The sequence below is a fragment of the Methanocella paludicola SANAE genome (assembly GCF_000011005.1).
GTDB classification, from domain to species: Archaea; Halobacteriota; Methanocellia; order Methanocellales; family Methanocellaceae; genus Methanocella; species Methanocella paludicola.
This window is the reverse complement of record NC_013665.1, coordinates 2,584,945-2,610,860: the sequence shown is the minus strand read 5'-3', so window position 1 is coordinate 2,610,860 and position 25,916 is coordinate 2,584,945. Positions and strand designations below refer to the sequence as shown.

The following is a 25,916-nucleotide window of genomic DNA, read 5'->3' as shown; positions in this document are numbered from 1 at the left end:
GTGAGCGCCCCCGGGCTGCCATGCCTTATGATCTTACTTGGAGGTCGTGTTGTTCAGCAGGTCCGCGTAGAATAACGGCCTGCCATACTGGGCCTGCCCGTACTTGGCGATCTTCTGCTGGCACGACTGGCTGGTCAGGTAATCGACGAGCTTCTTGGCCATCGGATAGTTGACCGACGGATACTCCGTCTGGTTGACCGCGATCACGTCGTACTTGTTGATGAGCATCGACGGGTCGTTCTCGACGAGCACCACGAGGTCCAGGTTCTTTTGCAGGGACAGGAACGTGCTGATGTCGCTCAGCGTGTAGGCCTGCTTCTCGTTGGCCAGGCGCAGGGCGTCGCCCATGCCGGTGCCGGTGCCGATGTACCAGGAGTTGGTCTTGTTCGACGGGACCGCCTTCAGGCTGGACTTGTTCCATATGTCCTTGTTCTTAGAGTCTGTACCCGAAGCGTCCTGCCTCGCTACGAAGGGAACCTGCTTTTCTGCGATCTTCGAGTATGCCTCAGTGGCGTTCAGTCCCTTGATGCCCGCGGGATCGCTGGCCGGGCCGACGATCACGTAGAAGTTGTGGGCGATCTGGGTCTTGTTCCAGCCGTGGCCCTGGTCCATGAAGGTCTTCTCGGCCGCCGGGCTGTGCACGATGAGCACGTCCACGTCGCCGCTGGTGCCGTAGGCGATCGCCTGGCCGGAGCCGGCCGACAGGATCTGGACCTTAACGTTGTTCTCCTTCTCGAAGTCGGGAAGGATGTAGCCGAGCAGGCCCGAGTCGTTCACGCTCGTGGTCGTGGCGAGCTTTAGCGTCTGGGCCGGCCCCGTGCTGGGCAGCGGCGTCGCCGTCGGCGTCGCGGTGGCGCCCTGCTCGGTCGTACAGCCGGACAGGGGCACTGCAATGGCTAGAAAGACCATTGTTATGATAAAGAGCTTCATTAATTTATTAGACATATAATACCTCTCCCTTATTTAATGGTGCTTACTAAATAAACGTAGCGTAACCAAAAGTAATTACCAGCGCCAGTAAAAAAATTTATGCCCGTATGATGGTGCCTGGGTTCTCTCCCTTGAGGACGCGGGCGATGTTCTCCGGGCGCATACCGTTGACGATGTACACCTCTTTCATGTTCACGGCATACCGGAGCAGCTCCACCACCTTCCTTTCGATGACCATGTCCTCCATGCCCATCGAGAGCACCTCTTCCGCCGCGACGTCCTTGAGCAGCTTCGCCTTCTTATTTTTCTTAGGGTTCTCCGTGCAGAGGCCGTCCACGTCCTTGACGAAGATGCAGCGCTTTGCGCCCATGGTCTCGGCGATGAGGAACGCCCCCGTATCGGTGCGGAAAGCGGGTATCCTGCCCTTTTCCGGAGGTGGCTCGTAGAGCCCGAATGGCGGGGTGCCGTGCGTGACGGGCAGGCAGTCCATCCTGAAGAGCATCGGTAGCTCTAAAAGGTCGTCCCGCTTGATGCGCACGCCGCCGTATTTTGACAGTAAAATGGAGATCATGATGGCGTTCTGCTCGCTTACCTTGCCCGCAAGCTCGGAGAGCACGCCGGTCGGCATGTCCAGGTCCAGGCCGATGTCCATGATGTGCCTCACCCTGGTGCCGCCGCCAGTGACCACGAGTATCTGGTTCTTCTTCGAGAGGCGCCCGATCTCCTCTGTGAGCGGTATGACCACTTCCCTGCCATAATCGATGGCACCATGACCGCCTATCTTGATGACGTTCAGCTCGGGCGTGACACGGTAGGGCTTTTCTATGGCGGTCGACTCGACCAGCGTCCTCCTGACAAGCGTTTCACCAGTAAGCCTTGACCTGATCTCTTTACGCTTCAACGATGATACCTCGTGGATAAGATTCTTTATAAAGTGTTAATAATAAATAGTATAAAATAATAACTTTTACTGGTAAGAAGAGTGTGACCATGAAGATTTACGTGAGAGAACGTACCCGAAGCAAGGAAGGAAGCCGCAACCCCCGCTTCCGCGTCATCGCGTCCCAGGGAGGCGAACTGCGGTTCCACGCCGACCACCTGCGGAAAGTGGACATTGAAACGATCGCAAAGGACCTGGGCGCACATGTCGTCTATCTACCGGAACGTGAGCGCAGCGGTAAGAAAAAAGAAGAATAACGGGTATCCCTGAATTGAAAATTTTTTAAGGCTCAGCCCACGACGATGTCGAGCGCCCTGGCCTTACGGAAAGCCTTATCGGCCTCCTCGACCTGGCCCAGGCCCGTCAGGATAATGGCCTTGTTCATATAGGCATCAGCGTAGCGCTTATCGACAGCGATCGCCGCCTCGACGCACTTCAGGCCGTCCTCGTCCCGGCCCAGGCCGTAGAGGCAGATGCCCTTATTATTCAGCGCTTCCTTATCGACCGGGTTATTCTTGAGGATGAGCTCGAAACACTCGATGGCCTCGGAGATGCGGCCGCAGCCGTACAGCATCATGCCCTTGTAGTTCACGGCGTTCCTGTACGACGGGTCGATGGCTATGATGGCGTCGAGCAGCCGGATGATCCCGTTGAAGTGCTCGATGGCCTTATCGTAGTCATCGTCGGTCGCCTGGTAGGACTCGTTACTGGAAACGGCCGCCTTGAACATCTCGTCCAGGTTCGTCTTGCTCAGCTTCTTTGCCGGGGCCTTCTTTGCAGCAGGCTTCTTTGCCGGGGCCTTGACCGCCTTCGGCGAGCGGGATGCCTTTCCCGACTTCGTGACCTTCGTAGCCTTGACCATCTTTACGCCTCTGATCCTCTCGTATATTGTGGGCCATAGCGGATAAACCTTCTCAATCATAATTTTTATGTAAAATCGCTATAAAGCCTTAATAACTTTAATAATCACCTAATAAGCCTAAATAACCCTCGATTTACCATAAATTATATATAGAGTGGTTTTTAACTAATATGTAGACGAATTATCCCCTATTTTCGAGATAGGAGGTGGAATATGATGAAAGAACTTCCAGTTGCTTCAGTTGACAGGATAATCAGGAATGCGGGCGCAGACAGGGTCAGTGAGGATGCCAAGGAAGCCCTTGCCTCGATCCTGGAGGACTATGGAATGAAAGTTTCGGTGGAAGCCATTAAGCTCTGTAAACATGCCGGCCGTAAGACGGTCAAGGAAGAGGATATCAAGCTGGCTTCCCAGAGGCTTATTTAAAATATTTTGCGGGGTTCTTATTGGCCCCGTACCATGTTTTTATGCTCTATCCCCTTTATGAGTGACGTTATCGTGTCGTTGTAAGGCGTGGGCACGCCGTGTTTTTGGCCTAGCTCGCACACTTTGCCGTTTAACGCATCGATCTCCGTGCGCCTCCGGCGCGTGACGTCCTGGAGCATGGAAGAGCGGTTTCCGGACGTGTCCCTTATTACCTTATAGGTATTCTCCAGCGGGTCGACGCTTGTCACGATGCCCATGGCCTTCGAGACCTGCGCGGCCTCGTTTACGACGTTCGCGACAAGAGCTTTCAGCTCCGGCACTTCGAGGAGCGCGCCGTTGTTCAGTCCCGTGATGGCCGTGACCGGGTTGATGGCGATGTTGGCGTACAGCTTTTCCCACTGGGCGGCCCTGATGTCGCCGGCGATGCGGGCTTTTAATCCCGCCTTTTCAAGCGCCTCACGAACAACCGACAGTCGTGTGGCCACCTCAGGCTCTACGGAGCCAAGCACGGTCTCCGTATATCCTGCAAGCCTCACGTTGCCCGGTCCCATGAACGTTACGCCGCTATATGAGACGCCCACTGCAACATGGCCCTTACCAATGATAGAGGCTGCCGCCTCGTCCGGGCCCAGGCCGTTGTGGATGACTACCACGATGGCGCCGGGCTTCGGCTTTATGCCCCTGACCGCATCTCCCACATCGTACGCCTTTACGGTGACGAGGACAAGGTCTGACGACGGTACAGAAGTAGCGATAGAAGGAGTTGCTGAAACCTCAACGGCGCCTGTAACCTGGATACCTTTACTCAACGCGGCCGCGTCCTTCTCCCGGCAGACCAGCGTGACGTCCTGGCCCGACGAGGAAAGCATTGCACAATAAAAAGTGCCCAGCGCGCCCGCGCCCACGACCGAGATCTTCATGCTAGAAGAATAGTGCCGCCGCCATATTAAGGATTTATGGCGGGGCTGTCGAGGCGCTTCCCGAGCCGCCGGAGGACGCTCTCCCTGGCCTCGAGGTTGACTTTTATGGTGCTGTCGCTATAATCGACGTGGTGCACGATGGCCTCATCATAGAGCTGCGAGAGCATCGACAGGCCCTCCACCGTGCGGGGAAGCACGACCTCGGACGATGTCCACTTCGGCAGGTACTTGCCGATCTTTTGCTTCAGCTCGTCCAGCCCCTCACCGGTCCTCGCCGAGATGACCACGGGGTGAGGGGCCAGGTGCACGATGGCCTGCTTCCTCTCTTCGAGCTCTTCCTCAGTGATAAGGTCGCTCTTGTTCAGCGCCGTGATGACGGGCACGGGGCCGATCTCGTCCCACATGGTGTCGTGGCAGGTGACCAGCTTGTCCACGAGTGCCTCCGGAGGCTCGCTCACGTCGACGACTAAGATGATGACGTCGGCCAGGTAGATCTCCTCGAGCGTGGACCGGAACGCCTCCACCATGAAGTGGGGGAGGTTCTTGATGAACCCGACCGTGTCCGTTAAAAGCGTCTTTCGCTGCCCGATCTGGAGCGACCGAGTCGTGGGCACGAGGGTGGTGAACAGCTGGTCCTTCGCCACTACGGTCTCCCCGACCAGGGCGTTCATGAGGGTGCTCTTGCCGGCGTTCGTGTACCCGGCCAGCGCCACCAGGTCAAAGCCCTTTTCTTTCCGCTGCTTCCGGGTCTCGTGCTGGCGCTTCCGGATGACGTCCAGCTCCGCCTCTATTTTGGCGATGCGCCCGGTGATCTCGCTCTCGTAGATGTCTGCCTGGTACCGGCCGAGGCCTTTGAACCCGGGCTGCTCGCCCCTCTTCGCGAGCGTGACCTTCATGCGGGCCTTCGGGCGCTCGTAGATAAGCGAAGCCAGCTCCACCTGGAGCTTCGCCTCCCTCGTGCGAGCCCGGCTGGCGAAGATCTCAAGGATCAGGTTAAAGCGGTCGATGACCTCGACCCTGCACAATTTGGAAAGATTGTATATCTGGACGGCGTTGAGCTTCTCGTCGAAGACCACCTTCTCGGGCTTCAGCTCCTGTACAAGGGCGGCGATCTCCTCCGCCTTCCCCCGGCCCACGGCGAACGCCTTATCGGGCGTCCGGACCTGGGTCACCTCCCCGAGCACTTCATACCCGGCGGAATGCGAAAGCTCTTCAAGCTCTTCGAGGCTACCGTCAGTGCCTGGCTGAATACGCTTAACGAGCAAAACCCCTTTTACGTCACTATTCATGAAGCATCCTGTGCACGGCCAGCGAAACGTGGTGCGCGACCTCGATGGCCTTTCTTTCGCCCACGCTCTCCGCGTATTTGAACTTTCTCCCGAGTATGGCCTCCACCCGCCACTCCGGATAATTGTAGAACTCGCCGGGCTCCGTTACGACAGCCCCCCTGTACCGGGTGGCCGCCCGCTTGATCAGGTCGGCGACCGTCTCCACGGAAACGTCGTCCGCCTCCTCGTGGTATATCCGCATGTCCTCGATCTTCTCGACGTCGAACGGGGAGAGGACGGCCGACACGGCCACGCATACCAGATGGTATCGGCCATCAGCCAGCTTATGCCTGCCCGAGATATCCACCGCCACGACCTTCAAGCAAAGCCACCTACAGCGTAGTCATGACGGCCCCGTCGAGCTCCCGGCGGGCCAGCGCCTTCATGTCAAAATCCGCCTCGATGCGCTCGATCTCCTCGAGCTGCCCGTGGATGGACGGGTGCTTCGGCACGGCCTTGCAGCACGTCGCCGGGCGCACCGAGATATCGTAGGTGCCGATCTTTCTCGCTATCTCGACGATCTCGTTCTTGTCCAGCCCGATGAGCGGGTGGTAAATGGGAAAGTCGATCCGGTAGTGCTCGATCATGAGGTTATCCGACGTCTGCGAGGCCACCTGCCCCAGCGACGAGCCGGTGATGAGGCCGTGGGCGCCCTCTTTTTTAGCGATCTCAATGGCCGTCCTGTACATCATGTGCTTGCAGAACACGCAGGTGTACTTCACGTTGCCCCGGTCGATGAACTCCCTGAGCGAGTCGCCGTGGGGCACCTCGTAGATCTTGAAAGTTCGGCCAGGGGCCCACTCCTTTAATTTTTTGATGGTATCCATGGCCCGCTCGGTGTAGTCCTTATCCGAGAACTTGCCGTTGTTGAAGAAGACCGGTATGAGGTCGCAGCCCCGGCGCATCATGAGCCACGCCGCCACCGGGGAGTCTATTCCCCCCGAGATGAGGGCGACCATCTTTCCCTGGGAGCCCATGGGCATGCCACCCACTCCCTTGATGATCTTAGAGAAGACATATGACCGGCTCTCCCGCATCTCCACGAATATCTCGTGGTCCGGGCCCTTCAGGTCGACCCGGGGATTACGCTCCCTGACGGCCTCGAACACGGCATCGCCGCACATGCGCCCTATCTCCTGTGATGTATAGGGCTGATCCCCCGCCCTGCGGGCCCGGATGGCGAACGAGCTGTTCATGCCTATGGTCTCCCGGCCCAGGGCGGCCGCCGTCCCCTGGACGTCCTTTATGTCGGTGCCCGTAACGGCGACGGGGCTCGAGGAGACGACCCCAAAAACGCGCGCGATGATATCCGGTGCCCGCCGGTCGCCGCTCAACACAAAGATACGGCCCCGCTCCCTGACGATATCCTCGAATGGGATCCCATTCTCGCGGAGCATAGCCTCTATATTCTTAACGAGCAGGCGCTCGTACTTAGCGCGGATCTGCTCGCTCTTAATGCCGATCTCGCCATAGCGCACCATGACGCAATGAAAATCCATACGCTGGAACATTATGCGCGCCACACGTTAAAGCATTATGGGACGCGGCAAAATAAAAAGGGCCGATACCTATGCTTTTAGCTTAGTGGCGGCGGCCATCTCGCTCATGCTATAGAGGTGCTCGTAAACGTGCCGGCAGGACTCGCTGCAGAAGCCTTCCGCCGAGTCGCCATTCTCTTCGCTATACATGCGTTCGCACATTAAACAGCGCATAATCCAATTCCCCGTATGAGAAGGGCTTGCTCTTACTTAAGTCGTTTGCTCCCGGATAAGCGACTCGAAAAATAATAAGAATGCACAAAGACTTTTTCAGCCACGAAGCGACTCGAAGAGGGCCTGAAGTTACACTAAGATTCTTTAAGTATTGTATATCATTAACTGATTATTAAAGAAAATGTTCATAATCAATTTTTTAAAAAAACGCGTATGAGCCGTGGGCTCGTGCATAATAGATGAAAATTTCTCGAAATTGAAAATATCCTTTGATATCTCCTCTTTTCGAGAATCTTTCATAGGAAAATCTTAGTGCCACTTCACGCCCTCTTCGAGACGCTTCGTGGCTGAAAACGTCTTCGAGTATTCTTTAAAAGTTTCGAGGGGCTTTAACCAAAAATAGGCAGGAAAGCCTGCCCTTTAGAACTCGAAGGTGCCGAAATTGTGGTCGGCCATCGTCAGCGTCTTCTCGAAGACCACGGCCTGTCCGCCCCGCCACTGTACCTCGATGGTGATGGTCACGGGCACGTTCTTGTTATGGCTCACGTCGAACGTGAGGTCCTCGTGGTCGTTCCACTGCATCGTCCCGAGGTCCTGGCGCTTGGTGATCGTGTTGGTCAGGTTTTGCGTACTTCCGTCCGGGTTGATGATGGTCATGGGCGTGGACACCTTGTAGAGCACGACGACGCCGATGGTGAGATTATCCTTGTTGACGTTATCCACGGCCATCGTGGCCGTTTGATGGGCCATGCCGTCGTACGTGGTCGTGTCCCAGTTGATCTTTATGTCGGAGACGGCCACGGGCGAGCCGTTCGTGTATGCGGGAGCCGCCGCGGGCGTCGGGGTCGCCGAAGGCACGGGTGTCGCCGTTTCGGACGGTGCAGGCGTCGGCGTCGAGGCGTTGGCGATGGGAGTCGCCGTCGGGGTCGCCTCAATAGAGGCCTGAGGCGTAGCGGTCGGAGTCGCCGAAGGCGAAGTACAACCCGAAACAAGCAAAACCCCGGCCAGAGCCAAAACAAACAAAGCAACCTTAAATTCCATAAGCATCACTCCTATTGTATTGACAAACCCTTAAAGTATATAACCAAGTTGCTGATACGGTACATAAGGTTTATAAGTCAATGAGCCAGAATTAAGCTGGAATTTTCAAGAGGATAACATGGTGCTCGATAACCTCGGGTCTTCGCTGAAGAGCGCGATCCAGAAGCTCGCCAACGCCGGCAAGATCGACAAGGAAATAATCGACGACGTGGTGAAGGACATCCAGAGGGCGCTGATCCAGGCCGACGTCAACGTGAAGCTGGTCATGAAGCTCTCGAACCGTATCAAGGAGAGGGCGCTGACCGAGGCCCCCCCGGCCGGGATGGACTCCAGGGAGCACGTGCTCCGCATCGTGTATACCGAATTGGTCAATATCATTGGCAAGGCCACGCCCATCGCGCTGGAGCCCCAGACCATCATGATGGTGGGCCTCCAGGGGTCGGGCAAGACCACGACCACGGCCAAGCTGGCCCGCTTCTTCTCCCGTAAGGGCCTCAAGCCTGCCGTGATCTGCGCCGACACGTACAGGCCGGGCGCTTACGACCAGTTAAGCCAGCTTTGCGAGAAGCTGGGCGTCATGTTCTACGGCGAGCGCGACAACAAGGACGCGGTCGCCATCGTGAGGAACGGGCTGAAGGAGACCCAGAAATACGACGTCAGGATCGTCGATACCGCCGGCCGCCATGCCCTCGAGACCGAGCTAATAAAAGAGATGAAGGACATCTGGGGGCTCACGAATTTCACTCACCGCTTTTTAGTGTTAGACGCCGCCATCGGCCAGCAGGCCAGCGAGCAGGCGAAGGCGTTCAACGATGCCGTGGGCATCACGGGCGTCGTCATCACCAAGCTGGACGGCACGGCAAAGGGCGGCGGCGCGCTCTCCGCAGTCTCGGACACGAACACCTCCATCGCCTTCATCGGCGTGGGCGAGACCCCGGACGACCTGGAGCGCTTCGACCCGGACGGCTTCATTTCGCGCCTGCTCGGCATGGGCGACCTGAAGGCGCTCGTGGAGAAGGCCAACGAGGTGCTCTCGCAGAAGGACGTGAACGTCGAGAAGATGATGACGGGCAAGTTCACGCTCAACGACATGTACTCGCAGCTCGAGGCCATCAACAAGATGGGCCCCCTGAAGCAGATCATGTCGATGCTTCCCCTGGGTGGCCTGGGAAATATCCCGGACGACGCCTACAGGATGACCCAGGACAAGATGCAGGGCTACCGCATCATCATGGACTCGATGACCGAGGATGAGAAGGACGACCCGAAGCTCATCGGGAGCAGCCGTATCGCCCGCATAGCCATGGGCTCGGGCAGGGCTCCGGAGGACGTGCGCGAGCTATTAAAATACCACAAGATGATGCAGAAGGCCATGAAGGGCATGAAGGGCGGCGGCCAGAGTAACAAGAACCTGAAGAAGATCATGAAGCAGATGAACATTAAGTAAATTCTGTTTTTTCGTTTTTAATTTAGGTCACGCATAATATTACGTAAGCTAATTTAGCTAATATGGGGATTGGACCTTATCGCCATTTAAAAGCGCCAGCTATATTTTTTTCCGTGCTGTTGCTGGCGTGGCTCATCTCGTTCCAGGCGCCGGCGGCGGAGGCCAGGGCGAACCTCACGGCCTATACGACGTCCGGCCCCAACACATGGCAGATGAAGGGCTTCAACGTGAGCGGCAGCGCCCCGTTATTCATCCGGGATACGCTGGGGTGGAACTCCACGAACATGCTCGGCAACGTCGGGCTGGGCAACGGGAGCCTGGACGCGCTCAACGCCACGGGTAACCGGGTGATCGACTATTCGGGGGAGTATTATATGGCCGCCGACGTTTCTACGGCGCCCTATGACCCGTCGCGGCTGACCACGGTCAGCATATCGGGCGAGGGCGTAGTGCCCGGATACGCCGAGAACATCACCGAGCCGGAGTTCGAGAGCGAGACCGGCCGGGGCAACGAAACGAGCGTGGCCGCGCCCTTGAACGGCGATGTGCCCGCAGGCTCTCAGGCCGAAGTAACGGCTGAAAAAAGTATACCGCTGAACGACCCGTACCATACCTTTCTCCTGGGAAGGCCTCTCGGAGACATGATGTACCAGCACCCTCACGGCATAGCCACGAACGCCTATGGCCGGCTCATGGGATTGCAGCTCCCGGGGGGCGATTGCGCGAACGTCGCCATAAGAGTCATCGGCTATGGATACTGAGGCGTGACTACTCGATCGAGTCGATGTAGAAGTACGTCCGCTCATATTCGGCCTGCCGGAAGGCGGTCTGCCCGATAGATGGGAACGCCAGGCTCACGGGGCCGAACGGGAGGATATTGGATGTCGACCCGGCGCCGAGGGCGGCATCTCCAGACTCGACCTGCCCGGCAGTCGGGCCTGCCGTAAAGCTGTCCGTGAAAAGAGGAAAGTCGATGTCTATCGTCTCGAAGTCATGGGTGGCGGCCCTGGCGGAGTTGAACTCGATGATCGTGAGGTCCGCTGCCGAGAAGGGCTGCATATAGAGGAATCCGCAGCTCGATATGTAAGGGATGCCCATGCCTGTAAAGGCCGTCGCCGGCTGTGCGGCAAAGGCCAGTAAAAGCGCTATCGTCGCCGCGTACGCTAAATATGCTCTCACCTCTAGATACCCTCCGTTAACAAAGAAGTGGTTTTCCGACGTTAAATATAAATGTTATCATATTTTAATCGATGATCGCCCTTTTAAATCCGCTTTACGGGCAGGCAATCTTTTTTGCTTCCCGGCATAGAAGCTTATCTGGAGATGGGGTTGTGCGTGCGGAGCGACTGCTGATGTTGATGGTCCTTTTAATGTTCGTTTTGCCTCTGGGTATAATGCCCGCCAGTGGATGGTACTGGCCGATCATGGGTTACGTTCCCCCGGAGTCGGGCTGCCCTAACCTGTGCGGAGGCCCCGCGCTTCCGCCCCCGTACGACGCCATGCTTCCGGGCACGCTCCAGTGGGGCTACCCCCCAGTCGACCGTGCCAGGCTCGTCTATCCGGGCTGCGCCTACGGCGCGGACGCGTTCCGTAATCACCTGAGCTTCGGCTCCTCGCTGCCCTTCGGCAATAAGGTCTCTGGCTTCGGGCCTGCGCCGGGCGCTAAAAATGCGACTACCGTGAAGGGCGCTCCCGCGAATAATGCAACAATGAACGCCACCAGTGCCGGCGGCCTGCTCGGCTGGCTCTCTTCCAGACCGTAACGGTTATAGCGGCCGGGCGGAGATGATACTGCGTATGCGGACTTTCGTCATCGTGGCCCATAAGGCCGTCACCACTCCCAAATTTTCTTTAAATGATCTTCCCGGCGGCGCCGGCCGCATGGACATCATCGCCCGGTGCATCAACGCCTCCTTATTCTTATCGCACGACCTTCGCCGTGACGTGGACACCTGCGCCGTGCTGCTCGGCGACCCCAGCCCGCCGGTGACGATACGGTTCAACGGCGAAAAGGTCCGCTACCTGAGCCCCGATGAGCGCAGCGCCGCCGCTCTCATCAAGAAGGCGCTGGAGAAGGGCGCCCCGCCCACCGGGGAGGAAGAGTCGACTCCCGGAGTGCACATTTCAAAGTGTTCATTCGCTGATGTGATCGAAAGCCTTGATAACATCGTCTACCTGCATGAGGATGGCGAGGATATCCGTAAGGCCGATCTCAAGGGCGACGAGGCCTACGTGCTGAGCGACCACCAGAACCTGACGCCCGAAGAAGAGGCCATTTTAGAGAAGAAAGGGGCACGCAAGGTCAGCCTGGGTAAAAAGCTGTACCATGCCGACCATTGTATCGTGATGGTAAACCATGAGTTAGACCTTCGGGAAGTAAAATAAGAACCTTTTTCATTTACCCTGAATAGGGTCAGTCCGCGGTCGTCGAGGCTTTTCGGGTTCAAGAAGAAAATCGAAGGTTAGGCCAGCGATGATCACGATGGTTAGGCACCCTTATTTCTTTTACTGAGGCTGAAGGGGGACTTCGCTTCGCTCCGCCCCCTCGCCGACCCCCGAAGCATGATCGCCTGATGGCAAACGAATAAAATAACGAACCATAGATGTAGCGATGCAAACCTATTATAACGTGAGTCCGCGGTCGTCGAGGCGTTCCGGGCATCAGTCGGCCATCAGGCCGATGCGGAGATGGCGGGGTAATGAGCGTTTTTTCCGAAGGATAAAACGCTGCTTTTGGCTGATGCCAATTCGAGCAGGGCTTGCGTACGAGCCCGCCGCATCAGCGGCCGGGCGAGTAGGGTGCAAGCCCGGCCCCGACATTAGTCACGAGCGCTCCGCGCGGCGAAGCACCCGGAACGCCGAGTAGCCTTGCCATCAGGCAAGGCGTCGACCCGCGAAAAGAAAGAAGAAAAAACCGAAGTCCAGCTAGTTCTAAAAGCCCGTAGAGCAGAACAATTTCTAGACTTGGCAGGCAAACTTTTTTGAAAAAAAGTTTTCCGCCGGCCTTTCAAAAAACTTTTTAAAATGCCCTCTCCTTCGGAGAGGGATAAAACGACGAGTGCGCCGGTCGGGACTCGAACCCGAGTTTATGGCTTGGCAAGCCATAGTGATAACCACTACACTACCGGCGCATTTCGAAAAATGGCGCAGACTCCTAATTGTACTAATGCTATATAAAAATTTTGCCACAATACAAAGCCAAAACACAAAAGCCAAAACAAAAAAGAGCCAACTACAGGCCCTTTACACGTCCCTTAGGCTTACCGCCCAGACTCTGCTTAGTACGAGGCGCAATAGGCGGAGAATAATCCTGGTCCCTGAACGAACGCTGAATAAGAATAGGCGCGATAAGCGAAGAAACGAGCACCACAAGGCCGATGATGGACAACAGCTCCGACGTGACCAGGGGCGAGCCGTTCAAAAGCACCGAGGTACCGATACCGCCGATGACAAGGGCATCCTCGCCCGCGCACATCAGCGAAAAGCCGATACGCCTCGGCTCATTATCCTTATACCCGCCGGAAAGGGCGCAGCCCGCGATCGTACCGATATACTTCCCGCCCATCACGATGACCAGGAGGCCCGCGAACAGCAGAAGGTACAGCGGGAGATGGATGCCGCCGGGCACTATCAGGGCAGGGCCCTGGAGCAGGGCGCCGAAGTCCATCGAGATGCCCGTGTAGGCGAAGAAGATCGGGATGAAAAGGCCATAGCCGATCGCCTTGATCCTCGGCTCGATGACCGTGCTCGTGTACGGGGAGCCCGCCAGGATGGCGCCTGCGAGGAACGCGCCGATGACGTACGTCAGGCCCAGCCAGTCGCTCATCGTGGCCACGCCGAACAGGACGATCAGCGATAGCGTGATGATGGCCTGGCTGGACTGCTCGCCGCCGCTCTTCCTGGAGACGCCCAGCAGCGTGTCCGTGACTACGCCTCCGAACTTTATCACGAAGATGATGAAGCCGAGCATCAGCAGGAACAGCTTGAACGTTGACCAGCCGATCTCGGACATGAAGCCGTTCGTATCGATGGCGCTGCCGGAGGCCGTGGAAATGACCCCGACGATGGAGAGGAGCACGGCAAGCGCCATGATCGAGAAGATGCCGTCCGTGACCTCGACGGCCACGAGCGTCTTGAACACGTTCGAGAAGCGGTCGCCGATGTCCGTCAAATAACGGAAGCCGATGACGGTAGAAGTGGACGTGAGGCCGATGCCGATGATGAGGCCCTGGAGCACGGAGAAGTAAATGTCCTGGCCCAGCGCCATGCCCACGGCGGCCATGATGGCGGTGGAAAAGGTGAACACGAGCGCGGCGCCGATGAGCGTGATGGACGTAGCGCTCCTGGCGTTGGTCTTGAAAACGCTCTCGATATCGATCGACAGGCCCATCAGGAACATCATGAAGATGATGCCCAGGTCGGCCAGGAACCGGAGGGGGTCCTCTGCCCCGGCGGCAGCAGGCTGGATGATGCCGAGGGCCACGGGGCCAAGGATGATGCCCGTCAGTAGCTCGCCCACCAGCGAGGGCATCCCGACCTTCTCGGCCACGATCCCCAAAGCCTTGCCGACGACAAGAATGAGCAGTACCGATAATAGAAGGCTTGTCGATAACACTGTAATACTCCGTATAGGCCGGCAACTATCGTAAGCCGCCTGTTCCATCCCTTGCAGTACCATACAATGTCTGAATATTTGAACTTGTCTGTTAGCTTAAAAAAGGATAGTTGGGAGCGCCCGGATAACTCTGGCCGTTATCCATAGGACGCCCTCTCTGGTACTATGACGATAGTCGATGGGCCATCGCCATCGACTATGATCCGAACATCCCGCGGATCGCTAGCCGTTCAGGAACAGCGGTGCCGGTAAGAACACCCTGCCTCCGAACAGGAACACGATGATCGCCAGGATAACAAAGATGATCACAAGCCATCTTGCGATCTCCATGCTGAACCCGGCAATTCCTCTAGCTCCGAGAATGTAGGCGACCAGCGCCAGTACCAGGAACAGTACTGCCAGCCAGATGAGACCATCCATTGAATCACCCACCTCTAAGAATCAGAATCTTTTTTATCCATATAAAATTTGATTAATTTTTAAGCTGTTTTCAGGCCGTTTTGCATTGAAAGCGCAGGCATACGGCTTCGTAATGGATTGTTTTTGATTTTTAAAGGCTTTTCAGGCAAGCAGAAGGATTTATAGGTTTATTGTAATCTCCCCCATCTACCGCAAGGAGGGGGATGTGACCATTACCGGCATACTACAGAGGAACGTCAGGCTCTTCATCATCCGCTCGTTCATCCTGAGCGTATACACGGGCATCTACGACGTCATTTTTAACCTTTACATTCTCGACCTGGGGTTCCACGAGGACTTCCTGGGGACGATGCTGGCCGTCAGCCTGCTGACCTCGTCGATAGCCTCAGTGCCGGCAGGCATACTCTGCGACCGCTTCAACAAGCGGAAGATGATGCTGCTCTTCAGCTTGCTGTCCTTCTTCTCCCTGGTGCCGTTGTTCCTCACCAGCTCGCCGGCGGTGCTGCTGTTCTTCAGCGCCCTGGGAGGATTGTGCGGGTCCGTGGGCGCCGTGTGCGCCACGCCGCTGCTCACGGAGAACTGCGAGAGGGACACGGTCCGCATCTTCAGCATGAACTCCGCGTTCAGCTGGATGGCGTCCATCGTCGGGTGCACGGCCGGCGGCATAATGCCGGGTATCATCATGCGGCTGCTTCCGGGCGCCGGGCAGTACAGGATGGCCATGCTCCTTGCCCTCGGGCTGCTCCTCGCCGGATGGTCCATGCTCCTGCTCATGAAGGACGGGAAGCCGGCCCCTTCGAGGCGAAAGCCGCTCAAGATACAGTTCTCGCCGAACCTGCTCAGGTTCACGCTCATCAGCGCCCTCACCGGCGTGGGCACCGGCGCCATCGTGTCCTACTTCAACATCTACTTCGTGAAAGTGCTGGGCGCCGGGCCCTCGGAGATCGGCATCGTGTTCGCCGTGACCAACGCGCTCATGGTCGTAGGGTTCGCCATCACGCCCCGCATCTCCTCCTGGCTGGGAAAGGTGCGGGCCACCACGCTTACGCAGATGGCGTCCATACCGTTCTTGATCTTAATGGCGCTGACCACGAACTTCATGGTCGGCTCTTTCGCCTACACGTCAAGGATGTTCTTGATGAACCTGGGCGGGCCGGCGCTCACCAGCCTGCAGATGGAGATGATAGACCCGGATGAGAGGGGCTTCGCCATCGGGTTCATGTCCACGGTGAGCGGCATCGTGGTCGCGGCGGCCACGTACCTGGGCGGCCTGTTCATGGCGCAGGGGAACTACCTGGTCCCTTACGCCGCGACGTGCGTCGCCTACGTCCTCGCGGCCTGCCTCCTCTACCGCTACTTCAGGGGCGCCGAGAGATCGCCTGACAGCGCCATCGTGGAACAGGCACAAAGATATAAACTCTCCGCGTGAAAGCTTGATACTTACAGTCGAGGGGGTATGGATATCTTAAAAGAGTACGTTCGCACGATCTGCGGCTTCCATAAGAACGTGAAGCTGCTGTTGCTGCGCAGTTTCCTGATCTGCCTGTACACGGGCATATACGGCATCCTGTTCAACCTGTACATACTGAACCTGGGTTACGGGGCCGATTTCCTCGGGCTGGTGCTCTCGACGCACGTGCTGGCGTCCTCCGCCATGTCCATACCGGCGGGCATCCTCTGCGACCGCTTCGACAAGAGGAAGCTCATGATCATCTCCGGCCTGTTCTCCACGCTGGCAGCCGTGCCCCTGTACCTGTTCTCCTCCCCCTGGGCGTTGATCTTCTTCAGCATCGCCGGAGGCGTGTTCGTCTCGATAAGCTCCGTGACGCTGACGCCCCTCCTGGCGGAGAACTGCAGGAAGGACGACACGGTGCACGTGTTCAGCGCCAACTCCTCCATAAGCTGGATCGCGTCGATATTGGGCTGCGCGCTGGGCGGGGTCGCGCCAGGATTGTGGGGCACGTTCGCCGGGCTTCAGGTCGACAGCTTCCGGCTGACGCTGCTCTCGGCCGTCTCACTGCTCGTGATGGGCCTTGCCGTGATGGTCCTGGTCAGGGAGAACAAGGCCGCCCCGAAATGCCACTGCTCGACCTTCTCGCTCAAGGACATCCGGCTCTCGCCGGACATTTTAAAATTCACGCTCACGAGCCTGACCTTCGGCGTCGCCTCGGGCATGATCGTCCCCTACTTTAACGTCTACTTCACCCAGTCGCTCCACATGAGCGTGCTCGACGTCGGCATAATATCGGCGGTCGCAGGGGGCGTCATGATCCTCGGGTTCATCGTCACGCCCTACCTCACCTCGAAGATGGGCAAGATAAGGACCGCCGTGGCGACGAAGATACTGGCAGCCCCCTTCCTGATGGGGCTGGCGCTCACGAAGAGCTTCCTGGCCGCCGCCGGCGCCTACGTGGCCTACATGTTCTTCATCAACATGGCGGGCCCCGCCACGACGAGCTTCCAGATGGAGCAGATAAAGAGGGAGGAGCAGGGCTTCGCCGTGGGCATGATGATGACCGGGAACTACGTGGCCGTGTCCGCCAGCACCCTGGTAAGCGGCCTGCTGATCGCCGGAGGCAACTACATCCTGCCGTTCATCGCGACCTGCGCCTTCTACCTCATCACGGCCGCGCTCCTGTACTACTACTTCAGGGACGTGGAGCGTCCCCTGATGATGGCCACGCCCATCCCGAAGGCCGCCTGTACGGCCGTCGTGGACCCGGAGTAGGAGGGGTGGCGCATGGAAAGCGGACGATATAAGCTGCCCAAAACCATGATAAGGCACGTAATGAGCCGAAAAAACCACAAACTATCTTTATTTGGAATTATTTTAAACCTTTAGAAAGGAGGGGATGCCCGGATGATGAGTAATTACGTTCAAGCCCTAAAGAACTTCTCGACGAACGCCAGGATGTACCTGGCCTTCAGCTTCCTTACGTCATTATACGTGGGAATGGCCAGCGTCATCTTTAACCTATACATCATCAAGCTCGGGTACAACGAGCAGTTCCTCGGCCTCATCATATCGGCCACCATGATCGCCACGGGCGTGTTCGCCTTCCCGGCGGCCCAGGTGTGCGACCGAATTGGCAGTAAAAAGAGCCTGCTCGTCTCCTGCATCCTATCGAGCATCGTATCGTTCTTACTGTATATTCTGACCGGCCAGGAGTGGCTGCTCCTGCTTAGCCTCCTGAGCGGCATCGTCTCTACCGTCCCCACGATCATCGCCGCGCCCTTCATGGTCGAGAACAGCACGGCCGAGGACCGGATCTATTTATTCAGCTTCAACTTTGCATTGTTCGTCGTGGCCACGGTGATGGGCATGGCCATCGGCGGATACCTGCCCCAGGTATGGTCGTCCGTGTTCGGCGTCGACGGGGGTAACATCCTCTCGTTCCGGTATACGCTTTACGCGTCGCTGGCCGTATCCGTCGTGTCCATCATTCCCCTGTTCTTCCTCAGGGAGAAAAAGAAGGTCTGCGTCGAGGCCCCGAAGCTGGGCTCAATGATCAAGGAGCTGGCAGCGTCGAACGTCGTGAAGCGGCTGGTGACGATAAGTTGTTTGATAGGATTTGGCGCGGGCCTCATCGTGCCCTTCTTTAACGTTTACTTCAGCAAGATGCTCTCGGCCTCGCCGGGCCAGATAGGCCTTATTTTTGCTCTGGCGCAGGCCTCCATGGCCGTGGGCGCAATGGCCGTGCCCTTCATGGTCTCCCGCATCGGGAAGGTCAAGACCGTGTCGCTGACCTACCTGATGTCCATACCCTTCCTCATCGTGCTCGCCATATCCACGAACCTGTACGTCGCAGGTGCCGCCTACGTCCTCAGGATGCTGTTCATGAACATGTCCGTGCCCATCAGCAACAGCTTCTCCATGGAGATCGTGCACAGCGAGGAGATGGCCTCGGTATCGAGCCTCACCTCCATGGGCAACTACATCGCCATCGCCGTCAGCTCATTTATTGCGGGTATCCTCATGTCCTACGGCTCCTACCTGCTGCCCTACGCCGCGACCTGTTTATTCTATCTGGCGGCCGCCGTGCTCTACTTCCGGTTCTTCCGTAAGTACGAGGACGGCCACCGCGAGCCCGCCCGCACTAAGGCTGCCGTCGGGCAATGAGGCCGGCAATTCCATATTTAAACTATAACACTTACCTGTTTTTTCCTGATTTCATCAAGCCTGTTGTTTAAGGCACTAAGCTGACGGAGGCACTATTCTCACCACAATGGCACGGAGTTCACGAAGGCTCACTAAGACTTTTTTTAAAATGTAAGGGACAGAGGTCACAAAGACCGGTTCATTGGCGATAGGGCACAAAGGATACAATGGCACAATGGAATGAACAAGAGCACTTTTTGCCATCGTGTCATTGTCCCCTTCGTGCCTCTTTACACAAAAAGCCTTCTCTGAGGCCTTGGTGACTCACATTTAAAAGAAAGCTTTGTGAATCTCCGTGCGCTTCGTGCCATTGTGGTGAAAATAGTGCCTCTGCATGCTTAGTGCCTCAAATGCGAGAGTAAAAACGATTTTTCAGAAGTAGACGAGGGGCAGAAACTTCCAATAAAGTTTTAGTGAAATCCCTCATACACGTAATATGATGAAAAAAGCGAAGGGTATCAGGCTGGGCTTTTCGACGCTCTCCATCTTCATGAGGCCGCCGGAGTCGTGGGCCGATACGGCCATCAAAGATAATTTTAACGCCATGGAGATACTGTGCGAGGGCCCCATGTGGCCCCGCTCCGGGTTGTGGAAGGAGAAGCTCCTGGGCGCGGGAAACAACGGCCTGGACGTGTACCTGCACGCCCCCACCGTGGACCTGAACCCGGCCAGCGTGAACCGGGGCATCAGGGAGGAGACGCTTAAGCAATTAAAGGAGGCCCTGGACATGGCGGCCGGCATCGGGGCGAGCCACGTCACGACCCATCCGGGCATCATACACAAGCCGTTACCTCGCATCTGGGAGATGTGCATGGAGTACGCCATGCAGGTGCTGGGCGAGGCGGCCGACTATGCGAAAGGACATAACGTCACCCTCTCCATCGAGAACATGCCCAATAAGCCCACATACCTGTGCACGAGCGCCGAAGAGCTGGATAAGTTCAGGCGCAACTGCGGCTGCGGCGTCACCATCGACGTGGGCCACGCCATCACCTGCCCCGACCCGGTATCGTTCCTCAGGCTGGGCGGCATCTCCTACTTGCACGTCAACGACAACATGGGCGACAAGGACTCCCACCTCTGCCCGGGAGACGGCATACTGGACCTGAATTTACTCAAGATGCACGACCGCATGATCATCGAGCTCAACGACTACGGGAACGTCATCCGGGCGAGGGACGTCATCCTCCGCACGCTATTCTAAATCGAGGCCGCCGCCTTTCACTTATTAGGTGCACGCATGAGAAAATATATGACTACGGAACATTAAACATTGTTTAACAACTCGTATGAGTTGTGCATACACCAGGTAACCCTATGACTGAGGTAATAGTCCACGACCCCGGCCTGTGCACCGGCTGCAGGCAGTGCATGACCGCGTGTTCTTTTAGGAATTATAAGACCTACAATTACGATCTTTCCCTCTGCAAGGTCATCGACGGCCCGCACGGCGACTTCGTGAGAGTCCACTGCCAGCACTGCAGGGACCCGATGTGCATGGCCGCCTGCCCCGCCGGGGCGATAAAGAAGGACGAGGCCACAGGCTTCGTCACCATCGACAAGATGCTCTGCATCGGGTGCAAGGCGTGCGTGTGGGCATGCCCCATATCCATACCGCAAATGCAAAGAGGCCTCAAGGCAATGGCCAAATGTGACATGTGCGGCGGGGACCCCGAGTGCATCAAGGTGTGCTCGGCCAAGGCCATCAAGTTCGTCACCCGCGAGGAAGGCATGAAGATCATCCGGAGTATCACTAAATGAAGGAACTATACCCGTGGAGGCGACCGGTAAAGATCCCGCTGCCGTCCTCGGTGAAGCCCCAGCTTATACGGCACTTCTCCATCGGGCTGCTGTACCCGGTGACAGACGAGCTGATAGAAGCCCGGACGAAGGCGGGCATCGAGCCGATACCGCCCACGGCGCATAAATATAAAGAGGCGGTGGAGGACATACAGAATATCGTCAAAGCGCTCGATATCGACAAGAAGATGGGCCTAGACCTGGAAAAGATGGAGTACAAGTTCAATGAACGAGCAAACGACCGTACAGGCCATAAAAGCTAAGGCGAAATACTCGCACTTCCTGGGCTGCGTCATGCCCACGAAGATGCCCTGGGCCGAGTCGGCCATCATGAAGACGCTGCCCCGGCTAGGCGTGGATATCGAGTACCTCACGAAGTCCACCTGCTGTCCCAGGGCGGGGGTCTGGATATCGGTCGATAAGCGTGTCTGGCTTACGCTCGCCTCCTACAATTTATTGCAGGCCGAGCAGGCTGGCCGTGACGTCATGGTCTCCTGTAACGGCTGCTACGTCACGCTTTATGAAGCTAATAAGGTCCTCAACGAGGACCCGAAGGCGCTGGAGGAGGTCAACCACTACCTCGCCGCCGCTGGTAAGCACTTCGACGCCAACATCCGAGTTCGCCACCTGCTCGAAGTCCTCTACGAGGACGTGGGGATCGATAGAATACGCAGGGAGGCACGGAAGCTGCCCATCAAGGTTGCCATCCACCCCGGGTGCCACATGCGCATCTTCCAGGACGGCCACCTGGTAAAGTACTTCACGGAGCTCAACGAGGCGCTCGTTGACGAGGTCGTGCCGTACGGCCTGGAGCGCATGTGCTGCGGCTTACAGGCGAACCTGGCGGACAGGGAGTTCGCCACCTACGACCGGGCGAAGCGGAAGTTCGATGCCATAAAAGAACAGAACGTGGACGCATTAGTCCTGGTCTGCTCGGGGTGCTACGACCAGTTCGAGCGGGCCATCGCGACATTGAGAAAGAAGGACGGGTACAACTTCGACGTGCCAGTCATCCACCTGGCGGAGCTACTGGCGATCTCGTACGGCCTTAAGCCGGACGATTTCGGCATGCGCTACATGCGGACGGCGCCGGTCGATAAGCTCATTGAAAAACTGGAGATCAAATCGAAATGAAGCCATACTTCATCATAGCCATATTCATACTCGTTACCAGCGTGCTTGGCGCGCTATTCTTCGCCGACTGGGGCCTCATCGTGCTCTTCCTGTTCGCCGAGCTGGCCTCGCTGGTATCGTTCTACATATTCTTCTCGGTCATCATACCCTCGCTGTTCCCGGAGTACAGGAACGTGGACGAGAACTTCAACTGCGGTGCCGACGAGGTATACCTGAACACGAAGGAGATGTACGGGCCGAAGACGCCGTTCGGGGGGATGAAGGATAAGTAAGTCCCCGATGAACATCGTGGAGATCAGGCCTGACGCCATCTCCGATAACGTGACGGAGCTGCTGAAGCGGGGAGCCCGGCTCATCTACGCCTCGGGCGTGGACATGGGCGTCCGGGGCATCAAGGTCAACTACTACTTCTGCTTCGACATGAAGGAGCCCAGCGAGCACACGATACTCAGGACGTACCTGGACCGGGAGAACCCCGTGGTCCAGTCGATCACGCCTATCACCGACCAGGCCGACTGGTCGGAGCGGGAGCTTATCGAATTTTTAGGCGTGAAGGTGCAGGGCCACCCGAACCCCACTCACCTGTGGCTGCCGCTGAACTGGGACGACATGTACCTGAACGGCAGGCCGGAGGCCGACCACGAGACCGAGCGCATCAACGCGGCGCCCCCGGCGACCACGCCCAGGGACAACATCGTCACCCTGCCGGTCACCGCCATCCCTTACGGCCCCTACCACCCCGCGTTCATCGAGAGCAACTTCCTGAAGATGTCCGTGGAGGACGAGGTAGTGAAGAAGGTGGACCTGAAGCTGGGATTCAACCACCGCAGCGTGATCAAGCTGATGGAGCGGCGGGACTATTACAAGGATATCTTCCTGGCCGAGCGCATTTGCGGCTTCTGTAACTCCCACCACGCTCTCAGCTTTGCCCGGTCTGTGGAGGATATCGCCTCCATCGACATTCCCCCGAAGGCGAAGCTGGCCAGGACGCTATTATGCGAGATGGAGCGTATCCAGAGCCACCTGCTGGCCGTCGGCCTTATCGGCGACCTGACCGGCTTCCGCACTATGCTCATGCATTCGCTCCGCGTCAGGGAGGAGATGCAGGACAGCCTGGAGGTCGTGTCCGGCCAGAGGGTCACCCACGGGCTGATCACCATTGGCGGCATCCGCCGGGACATCACGCCCGCGCAGGCGGACTTCATACTGAACAAGCTCAGGATCATGAAAAAGTCAGTGCCCGAGTTCTTCGACCAGGCGCTCTCGAACGACGTGCTCGTGGGCAGGCTCGAGAACGTGGGCGTGCTCTCGCTCGAGAACAGCGTAAAGCTCGGCGCCGTCGGCCCGACCGCCAGAGGCAGCGGGCTCAGGATCGACGTGCGCAAGAACTCGCCATACGAGGCCTACGAGGACGTCGACTGGGACATCGTGACGGAGAACGGCGGCGACAGCCTGGCCAGGATGAAGGTGAAGATGCGGGAAGTGCTCATGTCCATGCACATCGCCGAGCAGTGCTGCGAAAAGATCAAGACGGCGCCCGCCGGGCTCGCCACTAAGGTCAACGAGCTGCCGTGCGGCGAGGCCATCTCCAAGAGCGAGCCCCCGAGGGGCGAATTGCTCTACCACGTCGCGTCCAACGGCACTAACACCCCTGACTTCGTCCGCATCCGAGTGCCGACGTTCCTGACAGCTCACATCATGCTCAGGCTCATCCAGGGCGGCTGGGTGGGCGACGTTCCAGCCATCATCGGGAGCATCGACCCCTGCTTCTCCTGCACCGACCGGGTCGCCATCATAAAGAACAATGAGAAGAGCGTTGTCGACATGAGGACGCTTGTCGATCACAAGCGGACGCCGGGAGGCAGGCAGTGATCAACCTGGCCTGGCTCAACCCGCTCATCGCGTTCGCCGTGGGCATCGTGCTGGCGTTCAACCTCCGCAAGATATTCGCCCGCGTCCAGTCCCGCCGGGGCCCCCTGCTGTGGATGCCCGGCGCATGGCAGGACATTAACCGCTCCAAGGTGCTGCAGCCTTTATACGACATCATCAAATTATTCTCTAAGCAGACCATCATCCCCCATACGGCCACCACGCTCTTCACATGGGGCCCGGTACTGGCGCTAATTTGCGCGCTCTCGGTCACCATGTTCGTCCCGGTGGCGGGGAACGCCTTCGACTACAGCTTCAGCCTCGTCGTCATATTTTACCTGTTAATATTCGTCACGCTCTTCATCATCGTGGGCGGGATCTCGAGCGCCTCGCTCTTCGCGGCCATGGGCGGCGTGAGAGAGGTGGAGCTGATGCTGGCCAACGAGATACCCTTCATCCTTGGAACCTTCGCCCTGGCCATCACGTACAATACGCTGTCCATCCGGGATATGATGGGGTTCAACATCCTGGTGAACCCGCTGGCGGCAGTGGCCGTGTTCATCGCGATCCTGGTGAAGCTGCACGTCAAGCCGTTCGACATCCCCGAGGCGGACTCGGAGATCGTCGGCGGGCTGACCACCGAGTACAGCGGCAAGCTGCTCGGCACCCTGGAGGTCGTCAAGCTCATCATGCTGTTCACGCTCTCGGCGTTCTTCGTCGACCTATTCCTGTGGGTGCCCTCGACCGGGCTGCTGTCATGGGTCATATTCGCCGCCGGCATCCTGCTGGTGGGAGCGGCCATCGGGTTCACGAACGCGCTGTTCGCCCGCTTCAGGATCGACCAGGCCACGAAGTGGCTCTTCCGGGTGTCGACGCTCATATCGCTGCTGGCCGTGGGATGGGCCGTTTTGGGGGCGTATATCATATGAGCATCGTCGGAAAGCTGAAGGCCTTTGGCGACCTGGCCCTGAACTTCTTCCGGAAGCCCGTCACGGTCGACGAGAGCTACGGCTTTACTGCCGAGAACTTCCGCTGGCTGCCCAGGCGGAACGCGGACCTGTGCACCGGATGCGGCGCCTGTAACGAGCGCTGCTCCAGCGGCGCCACGAGCCTCACCGACGCGGACGGCGAGCGGACCGTATCCATCGACGGCCTAAGATGTATTTTCTGCGGCCGCTGCGCCGACGTATGCCCGGAGAGGGCGCTTGAGCTTACCCTTGAGCCTAAGAAGGAGGGCGAGACCGACACCGGGAGAGTCAGCCTGTCTCACGGCTCGGAGGAGCCCAGGCCCACGGTCGATACGAAGCTGAAGCTCCAGAAGTGCCGCATCTGCGGCGAGTACATGCCCGTCACCGAAAAGTATGTGGCCGTCGTCCGGGATAGGACCCTGAAAAACCTGAAGCCGGAGACCGCCGCCATCGTGGAGAAGGACATGGAAAAATACTTGACCGTGTGCGTTAACTGCCGGCGGAAGTACAGCATCGAGTGGGACACCCACCCGAGGAAGTTCATATGAGCAGCCCCATTAAAAAGTCACCCTGGATCTACCACGCGCACGCCGGCGGCTGCGTCGGCTGCGACATCGAGCTACTGGCGTGCATGGGCCCTCGCTACGACCTGGAGAGGCTCGGCATCAAGTGGGTAGCCTCGCCCAGGTACGCCGACATCCTGCTCGTCACGGGCCCCGTCCCGCTGCACACGAAGCCCTTCCTCGAGCGCGTCTACGCCCAGACCCCGGAGCCCAAGAGGGTCATCGCCATGGGCGCCTGCGGCACCTCGTGCGGAGTCTTCATCGACGACGAGAACTACTCCATCGCCGGGCCCGTCGAGAAGATCATCCCCGTGGACGTGAAGATACCCGGCTGCCCCCCGAAGCCCGAGGCCATCATCGATGGTATATTGAAAGTCATGAGAAAATTCTAATTTTTCAACTACATAACTATCGATGGTTTGGCCTGTAACATAATGGATGGTTTGGCCTGTAACATAATGGATGGTTTGGCCTGTAACATAATGGATGGTTTGGCACCCATCTTTCTTTTATTGAGGCTGAAGGGAGACTCCGCTTCGCTTCGCTCCCTCGCTGACCCTCGAAGCATGATTGCCTGATGGCAAACGAATAAGACAACGAACCATGAACGAAGCGACGCTAAGTTATTATTACTACTTAGTCCGCGGTCGTCGAGGCGTTCCGGGCATCAGTCGGCCATCAGGCCGATGCTTCGCCGCGCGGAGCGCTCGTGCATAATGGCGGGGTAATGGCCTTTTATACCGAAGGGTAAAAAGGCGCTTTTGGCTGATGCCAATTCGAGC

The 25,916-nt window shown here is 57.8% G+C and carries 31 protein-coding genes and 1 tRNA gene; 19 read left to right on the top strand and 13 right to left on the bottom strand.

All coding sequences use genetic code 11. The features are described from left to right. Positions 1 to 33: 33 nt before the first annotated feature. Together MCP_RS13535 and MCP_RS13530 are read right to left on the bottom strand one after the other, a co-directional pair. The gene (locus MCP_RS13535; protein WP_012901411.1) at positions 34 to 945 is read right to left on the bottom strand and encodes a substrate-binding domain-containing protein; all 912 of its coding nucleotides are present in this window, start codon (positions 943 to 945) and stop codon (positions 34 to 36) included. A gap of 82 nt (positions 946 to 1,027) precedes the next feature. Then, positions 1,028 to 1,831, bottom strand: a complete 804-nt coding sequence (locus MCP_RS13530) for a uridylate kinase (protein WP_012901410.1) — start codon at positions 1,829 to 1,831, stop codon at positions 1,028 to 1,030. Between the two features lie 89 nt (positions 1,832 to 1,920). Between MCP_RS13530 and MCP_RS13525 the strand changes: the two genes are divergently transcribed. Continuing rightward, positions 1,921 to 2,127: a hypothetical protein gene (locus MCP_RS13525; protein ID WP_012901409.1), complete on the top strand. Its 207-nt coding sequence runs from the start codon at positions 1,921 to 1,923 to the stop codon at positions 2,125 to 2,127. A 32-nt stretch (positions 2,128 to 2,159) separates the two neighbouring features. Here MCP_RS13525 and MCP_RS13520 read toward each other — a convergent pair whose 3' ends face one another. Further along, the gene (locus MCP_RS13520; RefSeq protein WP_012901408.1) at positions 2,160 to 2,792 is read right to left on the bottom strand and encodes a tetratricopeptide repeat protein; all 633 of its coding nucleotides are present in this window, start codon (positions 2,790 to 2,792) and stop codon (positions 2,160 to 2,162) included. 153 nt (positions 2,793 to 2,945) lie between these two features. Between MCP_RS13520 and MCP_RS13515 the strand changes: the two genes are divergently transcribed. Next, positions 2,946 to 3,158, top strand: a complete 213-nt coding sequence (locus MCP_RS13515) for a histone family protein (RefSeq protein WP_012901407.1) — start codon at positions 2,946 to 2,948, stop codon at positions 3,156 to 3,158. Between the two features lie 17 nt (positions 3,159 to 3,175). Here MCP_RS13515 and MCP_RS13510 read toward each other — a convergent pair whose 3' ends face one another. From MCP_RS13510 to MCP_RS15475, 6 genes are all read right to left on the bottom strand, one after another. After that, positions 3,176 to 4,078 (bottom strand): ketopantoate reductase family protein, encoded by a 903-nt coding sequence (locus MCP_RS13510; RefSeq protein ID WP_012901406.1) that lies wholly within the window; start codon positions 4,076 to 4,078, stop codon positions 3,176 to 3,178. Positions 4,079 to 4,104: 26 nt separating this feature from the next. After that, positions 4,105 to 5,367, bottom strand: a complete 1,263-nt coding sequence (gene hflX / locus MCP_RS13505; protein ID WP_012901405.1) for a GTPase HflX — start codon at positions 5,365 to 5,367, stop codon at positions 4,105 to 4,107. Continuing rightward, positions 5,360 to 5,719: a DUF2209 domain-containing protein gene (locus MCP_RS13500; RefSeq protein ID WP_231845217.1), complete on the bottom strand. Its 360-nt coding sequence runs from the start codon at positions 5,717 to 5,719 to the stop codon at positions 5,360 to 5,362. The genes hflX and MCP_RS13500 overlap by 8 nt, the downstream gene beginning before the upstream one ends. Before the next feature lie 19 nt (positions 5,720 to 5,738). After that, positions 5,739 to 6,905, bottom strand: coding sequence for a tRNA uracil 4-sulfurtransferase ThiI (thiI, locus tag MCP_RS13495; RefSeq protein WP_012901403.1), 1,167 nt, complete (start codon positions 6,903 to 6,905; stop codon positions 5,739 to 5,741). A 69-nt stretch (positions 6,906 to 6,974) separates the two neighbouring features. Next, entirely contained in the window at positions 6,975 to 7,118 is a 144-nt protein-coding gene (locus MCP_RS15760) for a hypothetical protein (RefSeq protein WP_158301495.1), read from the bottom strand. A gap of 420 nt (positions 7,119 to 7,538) precedes the next feature. Continuing rightward, a complete protein-coding gene (locus MCP_RS15475; protein ID WP_012901402.1) occupies positions 7,539 to 8,159 on the bottom strand; it encodes a hypothetical protein in 621 nt (206 codons plus the stop codon). Positions 8,160 to 8,277: 118 nt separating this feature from the next. Between MCP_RS15475 and MCP_RS13480 the strand changes: the two genes are divergently transcribed. Next, positions 8,278 to 9,606 (top strand): signal recognition particle protein Srp54, encoded by a 1,329-nt coding sequence (locus MCP_RS13480; RefSeq protein WP_012901401.1) that lies wholly within the window; start codon positions 8,278 to 8,280, stop codon positions 9,604 to 9,606. 113 nt (positions 9,607 to 9,719) lie between these two features. After that, a complete protein-coding gene (locus MCP_RS13475) occupies positions 9,720 to 10,367 on the top strand; it encodes a hypothetical protein (protein ID WP_128860077.1) in 648 nt (215 codons plus the stop codon). A 7-nt stretch (positions 10,368 to 10,374) separates the two neighbouring features. Here the strand turns inward: MCP_RS13475 and MCP_RS13470 are convergent, their stop codons facing one another. Next, a complete protein-coding gene (locus MCP_RS13470; RefSeq protein WP_012901399.1) occupies positions 10,375 to 10,785 on the bottom strand; it encodes a hypothetical protein in 411 nt (136 codons plus the stop codon). Between the two features lie 152 nt (positions 10,786 to 10,937). On the opposite strand from MCP_RS13470, the gene MCP_RS13465 reads away from it, so the two are divergent. The 3 genes from MCP_RS13465 to MCP_RS16200 all read left to right on the top strand — a co-directional run bounded on the left by MCP_RS13465 (position 10,938) and on the right by MCP_RS16200 (position 12,472). After that, positions 10,938 to 11,369: a hypothetical protein gene (locus MCP_RS13465; RefSeq protein ID WP_128860076.1), complete on the top strand. Its 432-nt coding sequence runs from the start codon at positions 10,938 to 10,940 to the stop codon at positions 11,367 to 11,369. A 34-nt stretch (positions 11,370 to 11,403) separates the two neighbouring features. Next, positions 11,404 to 11,991 (top strand): tRNA (pseudouridine(54)-N(1))-methyltransferase TrmY, encoded by a 588-nt coding sequence (gene trmY, locus MCP_RS13460; RefSeq protein WP_128567288.1) that lies wholly within the window; start codon positions 11,404 to 11,406, stop codon positions 11,989 to 11,991. 355 nt (positions 11,992 to 12,346) lie between these two features. Continuing rightward, positions 12,347 to 12,472: a hypothetical protein gene (locus MCP_RS16200; protein WP_269445988.1), complete on the top strand. Its 126-nt coding sequence runs from the start codon at positions 12,347 to 12,349 to the stop codon at positions 12,470 to 12,472. A gap of 193 nt (positions 12,473 to 12,665) precedes the next feature. Here the strand turns inward: MCP_RS16200 and MCP_RS13455 are convergent. From MCP_RS13455 to MCP_RS13445, 3 genes are all read right to left on the bottom strand, one after another. Beyond that, positions 12,666 to 12,737 (bottom strand) — tRNA-Gly (locus MCP_RS13455). Positions 12,738 to 12,838: 101 nt separating this feature from the next. Continuing rightward, positions 12,839 to 14,221, bottom strand: coding sequence for a cation:proton antiporter (locus MCP_RS13450; RefSeq protein ID WP_012901396.1), 1,383 nt, complete (start codon positions 14,219 to 14,221; stop codon positions 12,839 to 12,841). Between the two features lie 222 nt (positions 14,222 to 14,443). Continuing rightward, positions 14,444 to 14,641 carry a DUF1328 family protein gene (locus MCP_RS13445; protein ID WP_012901395.1) on the bottom strand — a complete coding sequence of 66 codons (198 nt, stop codon included), beginning with the start codon at positions 14,639 to 14,641 and terminating at the stop codon, positions 14,444 to 14,446. Positions 14,642 to 14,846: 205 nt separating this feature from the next. On the opposite strand from MCP_RS13445, the gene MCP_RS13440 reads away from it, so the two are divergent. The 12 genes from MCP_RS13440 to MCP_RS13385 all read left to right on the top strand — a co-directional run bounded on the left by MCP_RS13440 (position 14,847) and on the right by MCP_RS13385 (position 25,526). Then, positions 14,847 to 16,070, top strand: coding sequence for an MFS transporter (locus tag MCP_RS13440; protein WP_012901394.1), 1,224 nt, complete (start codon positions 14,847 to 14,849; stop codon positions 16,068 to 16,070). Positions 16,071 to 16,097: 27 nt separating this feature from the next. Then, positions 16,098 to 17,369, top strand: coding sequence for an MFS transporter (locus tag MCP_RS13435; RefSeq protein WP_012901393.1), 1,272 nt, complete (start codon positions 16,098 to 16,100; stop codon positions 17,367 to 17,369). A 132-nt stretch (positions 17,370 to 17,501) separates the two neighbouring features. After that, a complete protein-coding gene (locus tag MCP_RS13430) occupies positions 17,502 to 18,761 on the top strand; it encodes an MFS transporter (RefSeq protein WP_012901392.1) in 1,260 nt (419 codons plus the stop codon). 475 nt (positions 18,762 to 19,236) lie between these two features. Next, a complete protein-coding gene (locus MCP_RS13425; protein ID WP_012901391.1) occupies positions 19,237 to 20,004 on the top strand; it encodes a sugar phosphate isomerase/epimerase family protein in 768 nt (255 codons plus the stop codon). A 113-nt stretch (positions 20,005 to 20,117) separates the two neighbouring features. Then, on the top strand, positions 20,118 to 20,561 hold the full coding sequence (locus MCP_RS13420) for a 4Fe-4S dicluster domain-containing protein (protein WP_012901390.1): 444 nt from the start codon (positions 20,118 to 20,120) through the stop codon (positions 20,559 to 20,561). After that, on the top strand, positions 20,558 to 20,863 hold the full coding sequence (locus MCP_RS13415) for a hypothetical protein (protein ID WP_012901389.1): 306 nt from the start codon (positions 20,558 to 20,560) through the stop codon (positions 20,861 to 20,863). The genes MCP_RS13420 and MCP_RS13415 overlap by 4 nt, the downstream gene beginning before the upstream one ends. After that, a complete protein-coding gene (locus MCP_RS13410) occupies positions 20,826 to 21,734 on the top strand; it encodes a CoB--CoM heterodisulfide reductase iron-sulfur subunit B family protein (protein ID WP_012901388.1) in 909 nt (302 codons plus the stop codon). The genes MCP_RS13415 and MCP_RS13410 overlap by 38 nt, the downstream gene beginning before the upstream one ends. Beyond that, entirely contained in the window at positions 21,731 to 22,006 is a 276-nt protein-coding gene (locus MCP_RS13405) for a hypothetical protein (protein WP_012901387.1), read from the top strand. Before MCP_RS13410 ends, MCP_RS13405 begins: the two co-directional genes overlap by 4 nt. A gap of 7 nt (positions 22,007 to 22,013) precedes the next feature. Then, positions 22,014 to 23,606, top strand: a complete 1,593-nt coding sequence (locus MCP_RS13400; RefSeq protein ID WP_012901386.1) for an NADH-quinone oxidoreductase subunit C — start codon at positions 22,014 to 22,016, stop codon at positions 23,604 to 23,606. Next, positions 23,603 to 24,532, top strand: coding sequence for a respiratory chain complex I subunit 1 family protein (locus MCP_RS13395; RefSeq protein WP_012901385.1), 930 nt, complete (start codon positions 23,603 to 23,605; stop codon positions 24,530 to 24,532). The genes MCP_RS13400 and MCP_RS13395 overlap by 4 nt, the downstream gene beginning before the upstream one ends. After that, positions 24,529 to 25,119: a 4Fe-4S dicluster domain-containing protein gene (locus MCP_RS13390; protein WP_012901384.1), complete on the top strand. Its 591-nt coding sequence runs from the start codon at positions 24,529 to 24,531 to the stop codon at positions 25,117 to 25,119. Before MCP_RS13395 ends, MCP_RS13390 begins: the two co-directional genes overlap by 4 nt. After that, positions 25,116 to 25,526 (top strand): NADH-quinone oxidoreductase subunit B family protein, encoded by a 411-nt coding sequence (locus MCP_RS13385; RefSeq protein ID WP_012901383.1) that lies wholly within the window; start codon positions 25,116 to 25,118, stop codon positions 25,524 to 25,526. The genes MCP_RS13390 and MCP_RS13385 overlap by 4 nt, the downstream gene beginning before the upstream one ends. The last annotated feature ends 390 nt before the right edge of the window (positions 25,527 to 25,916 follow it).

What these genes read in the sequence shown, in the direction of transcription:
- MCP_RS13535 (WP_012901411.1), bottom strand. Translation starts at nt 945, where the DNA reads ATGTCTAATAAATTAATGAAGCTCTTTATCATAACAATGGTCTTTCTA.
- MCP_RS13525 (WP_012901409.1), top strand. Translation starts at nt 1,921, where the DNA reads ATGAAGATTTACGTGAGAGAACGTACCCGAAGCAAGGAAGGAAGCCGC.
- MCP_RS13520 (WP_012901408.1), bottom strand. Translation starts at nt 2,792, where the DNA reads ATGATTGAGAAGGTTTATCCGCTATGGCCCACAATATACGAGAGGATC.
- MCP_RS13515 (WP_012901407.1), top strand. Translation starts at nt 2,946, where the DNA reads ATGATGAAAGAACTTCCAGTTGCTTCAGTTGACAGGATAATCAGGAAT.
- MCP_RS13510 (WP_012901406.1), bottom strand. Translation starts at nt 4,078, where the DNA reads ATGAAGATCTCGGTCGTGGGCGCGGGCGCGCTGGGCACTTTTTATTGT.
- hflX (WP_012901405.1), bottom strand. Translation starts at nt 5,367, where the DNA reads ATGAATAGTGACGTAAAAGGGGTTTTGCTCGTTAAGCGTATTCAGCCA.
- thiI (WP_012901403.1), bottom strand. Translation starts at nt 6,905, where the DNA reads ATGGATTTTCATTGCGTCATGGTGCGCTATGGCGAGATCGGCATTAAG.
- MCP_RS15760 (WP_158301495.1), bottom strand. Translation starts at nt 7,118, where the DNA reads ATGCGCTGTTTAATGTGCGAACGCATGTATAGCGAAGAGAATGGCGAC.
- MCP_RS15475 (WP_012901402.1), bottom strand. Translation starts at nt 8,159, where the DNA reads ATGGAATTTAAGGTTGCTTTGTTTGTTTTGGCTCTGGCCGGGGTTTTG.
- MCP_RS13480 (WP_012901401.1), top strand. Translation starts at nt 8,278, where the DNA reads ATGGTGCTCGATAACCTCGGGTCTTCGCTGAAGAGCGCGATCCAGAAG.
- trmY (WP_128567288.1), top strand. Translation starts at nt 11,404, where the DNA reads ATGCGGACTTTCGTCATCGTGGCCCATAAGGCCGTCACCACTCCCAAA.
- MCP_RS16200 (WP_269445988.1), top strand. Translation starts at nt 12,347, where the DNA reads ATGCCAATTCGAGCAGGGCTTGCGTACGAGCCCGCCGCATCAGCGGCC.
- MCP_RS13445 (WP_012901395.1), bottom strand. Translation starts at nt 14,641, where the DNA reads ATGGATGGTCTCATCTGGCTGGCAGTACTGTTCCTGGTACTGGCGCTG.
- MCP_RS13435 (WP_012901393.1), top strand. Translation starts at nt 16,098, where the DNA reads ATGGATATCTTAAAAGAGTACGTTCGCACGATCTGCGGCTTCCATAAG.
- MCP_RS13430 (WP_012901392.1), top strand. Translation starts at nt 17,502, where the DNA reads ATGATGAGTAATTACGTTCAAGCCCTAAAGAACTTCTCGACGAACGCC.
- MCP_RS13425 (WP_012901391.1), top strand. Translation starts at nt 19,237, where the DNA reads ATGATGAAAAAAGCGAAGGGTATCAGGCTGGGCTTTTCGACGCTCTCC.
- MCP_RS13420 (WP_012901390.1), top strand. Translation starts at nt 20,118, where the DNA reads ATGACTGAGGTAATAGTCCACGACCCCGGCCTGTGCACCGGCTGCAGG.
- MCP_RS13415 (WP_012901389.1), top strand. Translation starts at nt 20,558, where the DNA reads ATGAAGGAACTATACCCGTGGAGGCGACCGGTAAAGATCCCGCTGCCG.
- MCP_RS13410 (WP_012901388.1), top strand. Translation starts at nt 20,826, where the DNA reads ATGAACGAGCAAACGACCGTACAGGCCATAAAAGCTAAGGCGAAATAC.
- MCP_RS13405 (WP_012901387.1), top strand. Translation starts at nt 21,731, where the DNA reads ATGAAGCCATACTTCATCATAGCCATATTCATACTCGTTACCAGCGTG.
- MCP_RS13400 (WP_012901386.1), top strand. Translation starts at nt 22,014, where the DNA reads ATGAACATCGTGGAGATCAGGCCTGACGCCATCTCCGATAACGTGACG.
- MCP_RS13390 (WP_012901384.1), top strand. Translation starts at nt 24,529, where the DNA reads ATGAGCATCGTCGGAAAGCTGAAGGCCTTTGGCGACCTGGCCCTGAAC.
- MCP_RS13385 (WP_012901383.1), top strand. Translation starts at nt 25,116, where the DNA reads ATGAGCAGCCCCATTAAAAAGTCACCCTGGATCTACCACGCGCACGCC.